Raw genomic sequence first — 12,433 nt, forward strand, 5'->3', positions numbered from 1 at the left:
CCCGATCTACATACTGTTTACGCCTCCCGGGTTGGACGTGGACTGACCGACGAGACCTCGAGTCGGCGTCGGAGAAAATCATCGAGGATTCGATACATCCGGCGGCGCTGGCTCCTGTCAGTGGTTGCGTGTCCTTCCTTGCGGAGCTCGCGGTATTCGAAGTCACCGTTTTCCCCCTGATCGTATCCCTCATCGAGTAACGCCTCACGAAACACCCTGGCCTGTGAGATCGGGACGCGGGGGTCGTTGACGCCATGGAGAACGAGCAACGGTGCATCGAGGTTCGTGACGTAGGTAATCGGGGACCGTTCCCTGTAGAGCGCTTCGTTCTCTTCCGGAGTACCCAGGTACCGCTCCAACAACCCCGTCCGGTAGTGGGGCATGGTATCCTCGTAGTTGACCAACCAGTCGGTGATTCCCATCATTGCTACGCCCGCGTCGTAGAGGTCCGGATACTGGACGAGTTGCCAGTACGTGGAGTAGCCACCATACGAACCACCGGCGACGGCGATTCGCTCCTCGTCGATCCATTCGTGGGTCTCGAGGACGTGTTCGACCCCGGTCGCGATGTCGCCCTGTTCGGCACCGCCGAAGTCGTCGTACAGGCGTTCGATGAACTCGCGACCGCGCCCGACCGATCCCCGGTAATTCACCTCCAGCACGGAGAATCCCCGGGAAACGAGCAACTGGGTAAGCGTGCTGAATCGCTTGGCGTCTCGGCCTCGCGGTCCCCCGTGTGGCTTGACGACCAGTGGTGACGGCCGTTCCCCGGAGTCGTACAGCAGCGCACCGATATCGAGTTCCTCGTAGGGGTCGTGTTCGACCGCACGCTGTGGTGTATCGGGCACGCCGTCGGACCGGAACGTGAAGTACGTCGAGTCCGTGAACTCCGTCGGACTAACGGGTCCGTATGCAGGTTCGAGGAGCGTTTCGACTTCATCCGTCGAGAGGTCGTATGCCAGCAGACTGCTCCGTGTCGTCGAACTTTTGTGACTCAACAGCACCCGCCCATCCGCGAGAACCGCGTCGTTAACGTGTCGTCGTTCGGGACGGATAGTGGCACTGAAGAAGGTGACACCGTCGGGGAGGCTCAGTTCGCGGCCTGTGACCGGGCCGTCGCCGGACGTATCGTAGACAACGGGAACCGTCATACCATCCCTGTCACGGAGCACGAACACCTTGTCGCCATCCGGGTGGAATTGGATGGGTGTCTCCTCGTCGGTCCCGTCGCCGAGCCAGGTCGTCTCGGTAGTTTTGAGGTCGTAAACACCCGGCCGGGTCCGACCTTCGCTGTCGTCACCGAGGAGGAGTCGCTCTCCTTCCGGCCCCCAGTCCGCGACTGTCGTTTGACTACCCGTCGTACCGCACTGAACTGTCCTGCTGTTCGTCCCGTCTGCGTCCATCACGTAGGTGTCGAGGTTCATCGGATCCCCCGTCTCGTCGGTGACGTATGCAATCCGGTCGCCATCTGGCCCGAGTACCGCCCGCCAGACAGTCCGGCTGTGGTCGGTGAGCGCCGTCCCTCCACCGCTCTCGAGATCATGGCGGTAGAGATTCATCTGGCCGTTACGCGTGGAGTTGACCACGACGAACGATCCGTCCGGGGCGATATCACACAGTTCGTTCTTCCCATCCGAACGGACCACCGGATCGAGGCTACCGGTCGCGTCCATCGCGTAGATGTCGTACTGCTCGTCACCGGCGTCGTCGATGTGGACCAATACCCGATCGCCATCGGCAGTCCAGCCGAGCGGAGCGTTCCCGTCTCTCGGCACGTTGCCGTCGCTCCACTGCCTCCGGTTACCCGTTGTCACGTCGAGCACGTGGAGTTCGTTCCGACCGGTGTCGTCGTAGTACAGCGCTACGCGATCGCCCGACGGCGACACCGTCGGTCGGCATAGTGTCGGTAATGCCGCAAGCGCTTCGAGCGGATCGTCGACTGTTACACTATCGCTCATGGATCGTTCTCCCGTTGACCGGGGACGCCAATAATTATAATCTGAAGGATATTTCTGTGGGTTTTCGCACAGAAGATTCCTTCACATCGGTCAAACGGTTTGTTGGGTATTCCTGGTTCCCGACCGATCAGGCCCGGTCGCCACTCGTTCCATCACGCCGGCGGTTGGCTTTCGAGACGGAATGTCGCTGATCGGGCTACTGTCGACGAGTAGAATAGTTGCCTGCTGTACCGTGACGGCCACCCGGAGCAGTCGGGTCGTCTCCTCGAGACTCGGGCCTAGATGGGTACACTCGGTTAGTAACTCTCGCCGATGGTATCCATCTCGTTGCAATCATCGAAGGAATCCTCGCTTTTGAACGGGACCGATAAATAGTCTGTCGATCCTTCGAGGGTTCTCATCTGGGGCCTACGGCAACATTCGTCGACTGGCCGCTTCGTCCGACAATCAAAATGAGGAGCCGGTATCGGGGTTCAATACAACGTCTACGACGATTGGGTGCCACCCGTCGAAGCCTCCATCCGGCGACACCGCTGAATTCCACTGACGGAATGTCAATAGCGAAAACGGAAATTAGCTTCTGGTTGATAAGTCTGATTCTTCGTTAGCACACAGTTTTATTATCGGATACAACAATGAGAAGATATGTACGATTTGACTGGCTTCCAGCGCGACCTGTTGTACACGATCGCCGGACAGGACGAACCTCACGGGCTCGCGATCAAAGAGGAACTCGAGGACTATTACGAAAAAGAAGTTCATCACGGCCGCCTCTATCCGAATCTCGACACGCTCGTCGATAAAGGGCTCGTTGAGAAGGGGCAGGCCGATCGACGGACGAACTTCTACACGACGACCCGCCGTGGTGAACGCGAGATCCGGGCGCGACGCGAGTGGGAAAACCAGTACGTCGGCGACCTCCTCGAATCGGACGACACGGAGTAGCTACGTCTTCCGAGAAGCCCGCGACCGGGCACCGCTATTCTTCCTCGAGTCTGACTCCCGAACTTGCAGACTCGGTGCCGTAGTCGAGATACGCAGCGGGGTACGGTTCCGCGTTGTGTCGGGAGGGACCTCGAGAACGCTGGACCCGTTCTTCCTGTCGGTGGACGCTTCGCCTGATAGGTCGGCCTCGAGCACCGCCGTTCCGGTAACCAGGCATCGCTAACCGGGAAGAAACATGAGTCAACGAGCTATTTTCGGTACCGGGTTAGCGGCCCGTACGAACAGGATCAGGGTGACGCTGTTGTTACGATAGTAGAACAGACAGGAGGGACAGAACGCAGGAAGTAGACCCAATTCGACGCCTGCCTTCCGTCTCGCCTGTCATTGTCGTCTCATCGGACGAGTGCGGTAAGGCTATCGATCACGTGGTCTCTTACACGATCGATTGTCCCGGTGAATAACCGACTTCGATCGTGTCTAATCACTTGGAAAGCATTCAGGTGACTCGCCGGAAGTACTGTAGGGATATTACAGGCTTCTAACGGAGATGCCCGTACGAATCTGCCGTGAATTGCGACCCCATAATAGTTACAATAGGTGCCTATTTTATATCTCGGTAGTGGGGACGTGCAAACAGTAGGCTCCGAAACTTCCAATGTCGGAGCGGATTCGATTCGAAATCTAGCGAGACAGAACAATAGTATTACATTTTATATTATTCTCGGAATCTATCTGTATTCGTTGATTCCGACCGAGAGATGGGGATGCCAATAGAATAGCGGCCTTCGCGTATGACCGTACGAACACCGACACTCTAGCAACTCCCGGTGTGATCGTCGAGAAAGGTGCTCCACCGGACTACGAAATCACAGTTAACGGCGAGTTTGAACTGATCGGTACCGATCTGTGCGAGAGCGGGTTGTTATCGCAGCGTATTCTGCCGAGGGAACTGTCGAGATCGGCCGAATCTGATTCCGTTTATCAAGTGAAATATAGTGACCACTGAAAATCAATACACGACCCACCGCGCGACTCCTATGCGGTTCGGAACGAAGTGCACGAGAACTGTGGATAGTGCGATCGATGTGTGAATCGTCCCGGTTCTCTAGAACTATATCTGTTGTCGACTGAAACGGTGTTGCTGCGCTAGAATCAGCAAGTATGCCGAAAGTTCATATCGACTATAGCGTCGGTGCCCAGAACGAGCGGTCGTCGTTCACCCTCTCGCCTTTTCATATGATCCCTCACCGACTATGCGGCCCTCGTTAACGGAGAGCTGGTACCACTGATCCTGTTTGCCGTCCCATCGAGGACGCCAGGTCACACGTTTCAACCGGAGATGGTTAGGAATCCATATCGCGCTATGTGGTTTACGCTACTATGATTCCTTTTTCGCTGACCTCCTCACCCTTCACCAAGCATTCGATTTGTTATGTTGATCGTACGTGTTTACCCCGAAGTCTCAACAGCCGGTTCAGTGTGAGCCCGTGATATCATCTCATTGTTGTTGACGACTCGGCGAAGTTCTTCGTAGGGATTGCGTCCCTGCTGGCGCCATGTCGCCAGCAGGGACAAGATCGTCTCGTGAACGAACATACCTCGATCGTTACGGAGTGTCCCGATGATTTTCCGGAGAACGACTGGTTCACGAAGTGCGTTCTCAGCTGCGTTGTTCGTCGGGGAGACCGCTGGCTCACCGACGAAGGTGAGCCAGTGGTCGATCCCTCCTTCGATTTTCCCGAGTAGTGTTGCCACTGGTTCGTCGGTTACTGACCGCCCCACGAGCGATCTAAGCCCGTTCTGGCATGAGCGGTGCATCTGTGCTCTCTCACGAAGACTCGGGTCGGTCTCCAGCCACGACTGGAGACCGACGAACATCTGCTTGAGATACCGGTAAACGGGTTCTGCCTCCTCGTGGTCACTAGCAGCGTCTTCAGCTTCTCGGAGAAGATGTGCCCAGCACCGCTGAAGGTTACTGCTGAACGCTGGATACGCCGTCCACCCATCGCAGATGACCGTTCCCGGGAAGTCCTCGCCGAGGACTTCCGCGGGAACATCACTTCCACGACTCTCCCTTACGGCGTATAGCGTGTGCTCGCTCGTCCGAAACGTCCAAATCCACGCCTGCTCACCCTCGCGTTTGATACCGGTTTCGTCAACGTGAACGATCTCTGCTTGCTGAATCTGTCTTCGAATCTGTTCGTATTCGCAGCGACCGGCGCGCGCAGCGCGCTCGGTCGCGTGCCACGCGGACGCGCCCGAGAGTTCTAATCCATGCAGTTGCTCGAACCGGTCAGCGATTTTCCGGTAGGGGAGGCGGTGATCGTACCGAGAAAGTGCTGCTTGAGAGATGACGTTCACCCCGAACTGCCCCTCATCGGGGCAGTCGGGGTGTGTAGCAACGGTTTCTGTTCCACAAGAGCTGCACTGGTAGTAGTGACGGTTGTACCGGGTGATTTCTGGTGGCTGTGGATCGGGAACCTCCTCGACGAGTCGGGGGCTGACGCCCACCGACTCGTCGAAGTGTTCGCCACACTCGGGACAACAGTCACAGGTGACATCGATCTCTTTGTCGGGATCTGCTGTTGCACGCCACTCAGGGTCGTGACCGTCCTTCCGTCCGGGAGTACCGCCATCGGTTCGAACATTCTCGTCTTCGTCGTCCTGCGAGGTCGGGGACTCGTCAGTCCCCGACCGTCGCTTACTGGGCGGTGTATGCGGATTTTCGTATTTGCGAAGGCGTGTTTCGAGTTCTTCTATCCGCTCGTCCTTCTGATCGATTTTCTTGTCCTTTCGCTTGTTCTCCCGTTCGAGTTCTTCGACTCGTTGCTCAAGTTGGAGAAGCCGAGAAAGGAGCTCTTCTTTGGTGAAATCGTCTGCGTTCACAGACTCCACCAACCAGTAGTGACAGCAGAAGTAACGGGATGGGCTCCGGTGCGGAGCCCATCCCTGAGAATCGTATCCGAGGTCTGCTGCCTGTTCATATCGCGTCCGTTGAACGCTTCCTACGAGAGAGTACCGAAATCAGCCCGGGCTAAACACATACTGTTGATCGAATGCTGGCCAGGCTACTGCGGCACCACCACCGAACCCTGGAGATACGTGGAGCGTCTCAGTTTGCAGCTCCGAACGCTATTACTGGCCGTTGTCGCATATATTCGCCCCCTGCTGGGCCCTCGTCCGACGAGTTAGTTTTCTCCAAACCCGTTCGTGGACTACTCGGTTCATCCGTCACTGCCTCGAGTTGTTCGGACGATCCAGAGCTACACGACATGGTTCGAGATCACCATCGGCCGATCGTTTTGGCTTCCATCTCCTGGAAGGTGCACTTCGTTCGAACCGTTGTTTGACCGTCGGGAAACCACTGGCCATCGTGGCGGGCGGATCGAGCTACGATAGCTCGGGTAGTCTCCGCGTCGCAGGCTCCGCGCATACGTTGCACCGACCAAGAGCCGTTTCTCGAGTGATACACACGCGTCGGCCGGAACTCGACGTCGATATGGGATTGACACCTCCTTGGTATCGTCTTCCACCCATCCGATTGGGCGGCAGTGCTCAGAGAACGTGACGTCCCGGGCCTCGAGAACTGTGGTTGCTACCGCCGTTGCTCACCTCGAGAGGCACTTGCTCGGACAGCACGACAGTAGCCCTGCCCCCAAATAAACTATATATCGATATATGAATTTGCGCTCGTGCCGATATCGACGAGGCAGTGCTCGGTGCCGGCGGCCCACACGCTCGAGAGAAGCACTGCTACTGGGTACGTCGGCACTGATCACAGTCGAAAGGACACGGTCTGACAACCACGCCCCCGTAAACTCGCCGGTCACAGTGGGAGGTCGTCCAGCGCGAGACTTACTCGTCGACAGCTGTTGCGGTACCGACGGTACTGGAATCGGTCGGGTTCGCACCCCCGTATTGCTCTACGAGTTCGTCGAGTCGGTCCGTCTCATCGACTGCCGGAAGCCTTCGAGTCGCAGTCTCGCACGTCGCATCGATATCGAGTCGGGCACAAACACGATCAGCGGTGACCTCGGCCATTCGGCGGTACGTCGTCAACTTGCCGCCAACGACGCTAACGAGCCCCGAAACTCCTTCGTCAGCGTGGTCGATCACGGTGAAGCCGCGAGAAATCCCTCGGCGGTCAGATCCGGCTTCATCCGGCGCGTACAGGGGACGCACACCCCACCAGGTTCGGACTGTCGGTGCGTCGGCGACGGACGGGAGCATCGCCGCACACTCCGAGACGGACCGTTCTACCTCCCAGTCTGGCCGATCGTACTCGTCGGGGTCGTTGACGGGAACGCTCGTCGTCCCGAGGACGACCTCCCCCTCGTGGGGAACGATGATGTCGCCGTCATCCGGTTCCCGACAGCGGTTCAGCACTGGCCCGAGGTCGTCGTACTCGACCGCAACCATCACACCTCGAGACGGAGCCATCCCGACCGTGGCACCAGCCATCTCGGCGAGCTGTCCGGCCCACGCCCCTGCCGCGTTGACGACGATTTCGGGCCTGACCGTGCCGTCGAGGTCGCCGCCTAACTCGACCGAGTCGATCCGTTCGTTAGAGACGGTTACGTCCGTAACCGGGGTATTGGGGCGGACTGCTGCTCCGTGGGCCTCGGCGTCGGCCGCGTTCGCAGCGACCAGTCGTGACGGATAGACGACGCCGTCGGGGACGCGGAACGCCTCGACGACGTCGTCGGACAGTCCGGCCACCTGCTCGCGTGCTTCGTCGCCGTCGAGACGTTCCACCTCGATACCGGCAGCCTTGCAGGCCGCCATCTTCCGTTCGAAGTAGTCCTCGTCATCTTCAGCCAGTCGAACGAACAGCCCGCCGGTATCGCGGATACAGGCCCCCGCAATGTCCTTGAGGATTCGATTCTCCGCGAGACACTCTTCGGCACTCTCCAGATCGGCTTCGGCATAGCGTGCACCGCTATGGAGCAACCCGTGGGACCGACCCGATGTTCCGCTTGCAAGTCCATCACGATCGACGAGCATCACGTCGACGTCGCGCAACGCCAGGTCTCGGGCGACGCCAGCGCCCGTCGCGCCACCCCCAACGACCAGAACCGTCGGATCGGTCGTCACGGTTCACCTCGGACGGAAATCGATCGCTGGCAGGACGAAATACCTCGAATCCGTCGGCTGGTCGTCTGTGAAAGCGTCACGTCCTATGTTAGGAGTAGGTTCACTTGAGGCTGCCGTCGAAGTAGTCGAGGCGCTCCCTACCGGCTCGGCCAGCGGTAGTTCGTCTCTCGACGCTTGCCTGACAGGGAATCGGTCGTCGCTGTCGTAACCGCGGGTCCGCCTTTGAGTCGACTACGTAGCGATAATCCGAACGACGACTCAGCCGGCAAGAAAAGGCAAATTAGATTTTCTCGAGGCTGTCTTCGAGCAGGGACTCGAGTCTCCGAATCCGTTCCTTGAGGAATTCGACGTCCGGTTCCGGTTCAGGTTCGGGTTTCGACTCCGACTCCGAACCGGACGTCTCCGGACCGGCGTCGTTGGACGACGTGACCGCCTGGACCAGAATGTCTTCGAACGCGTCGTCCACGTCCTGCAACTCGATAGCCATCTGTATCCCATCACGAACGAATTCGCTCCGGGTCTGTCCCTGCTGTTCGGCCGCAGAGTCCGCACTTTCGATCAGTGCCTTTGGGACACGCACTGTGACCTTTTGTGTCTCCTGGAGATCGTAATCCGTCGCAGTAGCGTCGAGATACCGGGAGCCACCCAGCATCGCGGCAACCTGGTAGTGGGTCGAGCACAAAACGACTGTCGCGTCGTCTTTTGACGGCGGGCCGAGCGAATACTCCCGAAGGGACTGTGCTGAGCCACACACTTCACACCCGCCTTGCGGAGACCGCCGGCGCTCCTGATCGGGATATTCGATGTAGTCGTCCGTCTTCGATTGATCGGCTGGCATATTCGCTCGTTTCAGCCCTTGCTGCAATCTCAGTCTTCCATCATAATAGTAGTATCTGAGGGTGTCATAGAACGATTACCACACCAAAGAGCAGGGTGAATGCTGAGATGGTATGGCCTCAGCGACCCTGCAAGATGATCCTTCGGTAGAGTCGTTCTTCAATGTCGCGGAGACCGAGACGCTAGCGTTGTTCGAGCACCTCTCCTTCGAGTTTCTCGAAGAGTTCGACGTGTTCGCCCCGGCGCAGACGGGGCGAACACGAGAGCATGAACCACCAGAGTTGATGCGTGGCTTCCTCCACTGCTACTACAAGGACATCTACGGGATTCGTCCGGTTGAGCGAGAGCTTCGGAACACGGTTGTTTGGCTCAGCTGTGGGTTCGATCGACCGCCGTCCAGAGACGCGGTCGATCGCTTTCTCACCGACCTCGAACACGTCGTTGACGAGGTCTTTGGCCGACTCGTCGAGCAGGCCGCCCGCCGCGGCCTGCTCGACTTGACTTACTGCATCGATTCAACTGACGTGAGGGCGATGCCTGCCGATCAAGACGCGTCGAAGTGCTACGATCCAACCGACGACGAGTACTACCACGGCTACGGCTGTACGATCGTCTCGACCGGACAAAAGATCCCGATTGCGGCGGAGTTCACAGAGAGTAAGCAAGCGCCAGAGGAGACGGCGATGCGCGTCACGCGTGACGCGCTCGCCGTCTCCACACCGATCTGGATGCTTGGAGACAGCGCCTACGACACGCTCGACTGGCACGACCACCTGCTGGCCGCAGGGGTCGTGCCAGTCGCTCCGTACAACGCGCGAAACACCGACGAGCCGAAAGATATCGAGTACAGAGTCGAAGACCGCATCGACGAACACAGCGAAGACGTTCAACTGAAGCAATCCACGTTGGATGAGACGTACAACCGCCGTACGGGGGTTGAACGAACCAACGAATCAGTCAAGGACTGCGGCCTCGGGCGAACGCACGCCCGAGGCCGCGTCCACGCACGAGCGCAGGTGTTCCTCGCACTCTGTCTGCGCCTCGTGGTCGCCATCACCAACTATGAACGCGGAGACAATCCGGGAAGCACCATCATCACGGTGTGAGAAGAGTTCTATGACACCCTCGTAGTATCTAGTAACCTTCTCGAGACGTATCAGCTCTCCCCTGGAAACGGAGAACCACCAACACCACCATCGACGGTGTACAGTAGGTACGTCTCGAGAAACGAACCCCGTTCTACGACGGAAACTCGACGGTCAGTGAGGCGAGACAGTTTTGATGGGAGTCTCGAGAGTCGACCGCGTTCAAACGTTGGTCGTGAGTTCGAGGTACGGGGACAGTACCCCTCGCTCGACGCTCAGTGAGATGGCTTCCGTCTCCAGATCGTATGTCACGAGACCACAATCACGCATCTGTGGCAAATGCGAATGGTAGAGATCAGTACAGATCCGTTCGTACCACTCCTGTGTAGCGTTTCCCTCATTGATCGCGATGTATTCGGCGAGATCTCCGAGGAGAACGTCGCCCGGCCGTCGTATCAGATAGGCGAGTATCTGTTGGCGTCGCTCATTGGCGAACATCGCGAACAACGTCGTCGAGGGAATCTCGTCCGTCCCTGTGTCCGTATCGTCTGGGGTGCGGGCTTGTGGCGTCATGTCGTCTCCGTACTTCACCTACGCGTCGGAAGTCAACGGTTTCTCAGTCGGCGACTTCAGCAGAGTACAGGTCACCATTAGCGCCACATAGTATAGCTATTTCTACCGGTCGATATCAAAAGAAATCAAACCGTCAGGGATCGGATTCTGTTGGGTGCGTCCCGTTAGGATACCGGTCGCTCAGTCGTCGAGGAACGTGGACTCGTGGGGGGAGTCCGCCTCGCTCAGCCGTTTCTCGACCGTAATCGACCAGTCTGGAGCCGATGAAACTGGTACCTCGATGTCCCACTGCCCTTCGATTGCGTCCCCACGAGCGAACGCAGTGAGAATCAACGTCTCGAGTTCGTCTTCGAACGAAGGGTCCCCGGTGTTGCTATCTGCAGCCATATGGTTTCTCGATGGGTGTCGTCCAGTCGGTGCCATCCCGCTGTACGACTACGTACTCCATGCAGCGAACGATAATAAAGAAGTCGCGCTTACTTGGCGCTTCGTCGATAGGTTGCTTTGACCCGCTACGGAAACGGAATGTCTCGTGATCGACCTCGAAGGACGAACCGTCGGGTACCGCTACTGTGATCGCCGTTCTTCGAGCAGTAACTCGGCTACACGGTCCGGTTGCTCGTTGGCGAGTTTCAGAACGGCGTTGTGGATTTCCCTCGTCGCTTCGTCCACGACGTCCGCCTGGGCGAGTCGCGGGCCGATAGTCGTTCGAACGTTCTTTTCGAACTGGGCCCATTCTTCGTCTTTCGCGTACAGCGGCTTTTGTCGCACTTCGCTGTACTCGAATGCCGGTCCCGTCTCTGCGGGATCCGCCGATGCCTCGCTTTCGCCGGTCGCTCCCTCGTCGCTCGTCGACAGCGTGGATGTGGTCGTCTCCTGTGTCGTGGACTCCGTCGATCGTCTGCCCGACTTACCCGAGGCGGACGAGTCCTCGTCGTTCCCGGATTCGGTTCCACTTTCGAGGTCGTCGAACGGATTGCTCATCGTTCGATCCCTCCGTTCGTAACGATCGCGGCCAGTTCCTCGTAACAGGGGATCTGATCGCTTTCCGGATCGTAGTCCTGTAGTGGCTGGTTGTGCTGGAGCGACCGGGAAAGCGACGAACGATACCTGATTCCCGGCTTGGGCGTATCGATTTCACCTGCGTCGATCTGCTCGAACGTTTCAGCTGTGATTCGAGCGAAGTCGGGAACTGCCTCCTGCAGTGGTTGGCCCGGATTGACCTCGTAACTGGCGGTGTTCAGGTTCTCCAGCAGCTCTCGATCTTCGGTCCGTTGATCGATCCGATCCTCGAGTTTGTTGGGAACGACTGCGAGAACGTCGACGTCGATATACTCACGTGCCGGTTCGATCAGCCGCTCCATCGTTCGCTTGTAGCCGCCGATCGCGCTCGAGCCCGGTTCGATGGGGATCATGACGTTGCCCGTCGCGACCAGGGCGTTGTTGTTCAACATTCCGGGATATGCTGGACAGTCGAACACGATGTAGTCGTACACGTCGCCGAGCAGCGGATCCACGACCTTCGATTTGATTCGTGCGGATCCCTGCATCGCGCCGGCGAGGTCGTTCTCGACGTCCTCGAGCGTATTCGAAGACGGAAGCAGGTCGAATCCGTGTTCAGTCTCACGGATCAGGTCGCTCGGGGTGGCATCGCCCTCGAGGAGAACGTCGCCGAGATCGAGGTCCGCCCCATACGCGTCTTCGAATCCTAGGCCGTTTGTCGCGTGCCCGTTCGGGTCCAGATCCGCAAAGAGCGTATCACCCCGTTCGGCGAGCTGTCGGGCCAGGTTGATCGAGGTCGTTGATTTCCCGACACCGCCTTTGAGGATGACGACGCTTACAGCGCGTGGCTCGTCTGTGGCTCCCATAGTATGTAACTCCGTCCGCCGCAGACCGCAATAGGCGCCTATTGTGTCTCAGATAGGTACCTATTCTTCCGAC

The 12,433-nt window shown here is 58.2% G+C and carries 10 protein-coding genes and 1 pseudogene; 2 read left to right on the forward strand and 9 right to left on the reverse strand.

The window, feature by feature from the left end:
• Window positions 1-17 precede the first annotated feature (17 nt).
• Window positions 18-1,958, reverse strand: a complete 1,941-nt coding sequence (locus CHINAEXTREME_RS11745; protein WP_029601574.1) for a S9 family peptidase — start codon at window positions 1,956-1,958, stop codon at window positions 18-20.
• 645 nt (window positions 1,959-2,603) lie between these two features.
• Between CHINAEXTREME_RS11745 and CHINAEXTREME_RS11750 the strand changes: the two genes are divergently transcribed.
• Window positions 2,604-2,903: a PadR family transcriptional regulator gene (locus CHINAEXTREME_RS11750; RefSeq protein ID WP_007143737.1), complete on the forward strand. Its 300-nt coding sequence runs from the start codon at window positions 2,604-2,606 to the stop codon at window positions 2,901-2,903.
• A 1,449-nt stretch (window positions 2,904-4,352) separates the two neighbouring features.
• Here the strand turns inward: CHINAEXTREME_RS11750 and tnpC are convergent.
• From tnpC to CHINAEXTREME_RS22510, 4 genes and pseudogenes are all read right to left on the reverse strand, one after another.
• Window positions 4,353-5,789: an IS66 family transposase gene (tnpC, locus tag CHINAEXTREME_RS11755; RefSeq protein WP_029601814.1), complete on the reverse strand. Its 1,437-nt coding sequence runs from the start codon at window positions 5,787-5,789 to the stop codon at window positions 4,353-4,355.
• Window positions 5,790-6,758: 969 nt separating this feature from the next.
• A complete protein-coding gene (locus CHINAEXTREME_RS11760) occupies window positions 6,759-7,997 on the reverse strand; it encodes an FAD-dependent oxidoreductase (RefSeq protein ID WP_010546651.1) in 1,239 nt (412 codons plus the stop codon).
• A gap of 280 nt (window positions 7,998-8,277) precedes the next feature.
• Entirely contained in the window at window positions 8,278-8,484 is a 207-nt protein-coding gene (locus CHINAEXTREME_RS22230; RefSeq protein ID WP_238593265.1) for a hypothetical protein, read from the reverse strand.
• A gap of 3 nt (window positions 8,485-8,487) precedes the next feature.
• Window positions 8,488-8,835: pseudogene (locus tag CHINAEXTREME_RS22510) on the reverse strand (ribbon-helix-helix domain-containing protein); the annotation flags it as partial.
• 112 nt (window positions 8,836-8,947) lie between these two features.
• On the opposite strand from CHINAEXTREME_RS22510, the gene CHINAEXTREME_RS11770 reads away from it, so the two are divergent.
• Complete coding sequence (locus CHINAEXTREME_RS11770; RefSeq protein WP_076738695.1) at window positions 8,948-9,940, forward strand: transposase; 993 nt, start codon at window positions 8,948-8,950, stop codon at window positions 9,938-9,940.
• A gap of 201 nt (window positions 9,941-10,141) precedes the next feature.
• Here CHINAEXTREME_RS11770 and CHINAEXTREME_RS11775 read toward each other — a convergent pair whose 3' ends face one another.
• The 4 genes from CHINAEXTREME_RS11775 to CHINAEXTREME_RS11790 all read right to left on the reverse strand — a co-directional run bounded on the left by CHINAEXTREME_RS11775 (window position 10,142) and on the right by CHINAEXTREME_RS11790 (window position 12,360).
• Window positions 10,142-10,492 (reverse strand): DUF7344 domain-containing protein, encoded by a 351-nt coding sequence (locus CHINAEXTREME_RS11775; protein ID WP_238593266.1) that lies wholly within the window; start codon window positions 10,490-10,492, stop codon window positions 10,142-10,144.
• Between the two features lie 180 nt (window positions 10,493-10,672).
• Window positions 10,673-10,879: a hypothetical protein gene (locus CHINAEXTREME_RS11780; protein ID WP_007142731.1), complete on the reverse strand. Its 207-nt coding sequence runs from the start codon at window positions 10,877-10,879 to the stop codon at window positions 10,673-10,675.
• Between the two features lie 180 nt (window positions 10,880-11,059).
• Window positions 11,060-11,476 (reverse strand): hypothetical protein, encoded by a 417-nt coding sequence (locus CHINAEXTREME_RS11785; RefSeq protein WP_007142732.1) that lies wholly within the window; start codon window positions 11,474-11,476, stop codon window positions 11,060-11,062.
• Window positions 11,473-12,360: a ParA family protein gene (locus tag CHINAEXTREME_RS11790; protein ID WP_007142733.1), complete on the reverse strand. Its 888-nt coding sequence runs from the start codon at window positions 12,358-12,360 to the stop codon at window positions 11,473-11,475. Before CHINAEXTREME_RS11790 ends, CHINAEXTREME_RS11785 begins: the two co-directional genes overlap by 4 nt.
• Window positions 12,361-12,433: the final 73 nt, after the last annotated feature.

Source organism: Halobiforma lacisalsi AJ5 (assembly GCF_000226975.2).
Classification (GTDB): Archaea; Halobacteriota; Halobacteria; order Halobacteriales; family Natrialbaceae; genus Natronobacterium; species Natronobacterium lacisalsi.

Excerpts from the sequence above, each read along its gene's own strand:
- CHINAEXTREME_RS11780 (WP_007142731.1), bottom strand. The coding sequence starts at position 10,879 with ATGGCTGCAGATAGCAACACCGGGGACCCTTCGTTCGAAGACGAACTC.
- CHINAEXTREME_RS11790 (WP_007142733.1), bottom strand. The coding sequence starts at position 12,360 with ATGGGAGCCACAGACGAGCCACGCGCTGTAAGCGTCGTCATCCTCAAA.
- CHINAEXTREME_RS11785 (WP_007142732.1), bottom strand. The coding sequence starts at position 11,476 with ATGAGCAATCCGTTCGACGACCTCGAAAGTGGAACCGAATCCGGGAAC.
- CHINAEXTREME_RS11775 (WP_238593266.1), bottom strand. The coding sequence starts at position 10,492 with ATGACGCCACAAGCCCGCACCCCAGACGATACGGACACAGGGACGGAC.
- CHINAEXTREME_RS22230 (WP_238593265.1), bottom strand. The coding sequence starts at position 8,484 with ATGGCTATCGAGTTGCAGGACGTGGACGACGCGTTCGAAGACATTCTG.
- CHINAEXTREME_RS11750 (WP_007143737.1), top strand. The coding sequence starts at position 2,604 with ATGTACGATTTGACTGGCTTCCAGCGCGACCTGTTGTACACGATCGCC.
- CHINAEXTREME_RS11745 (WP_029601574.1), bottom strand. The coding sequence starts at position 1,958 with ATGAGCGATAGTGTAACAGTCGACGATCCGCTCGAAGCGCTTGCGGCA.
- CHINAEXTREME_RS11770 (WP_076738695.1), top strand. The coding sequence starts at position 8,948 with ATGGCCTCAGCGACCCTGCAAGATGATCCTTCGGTAGAGTCGTTCTTC.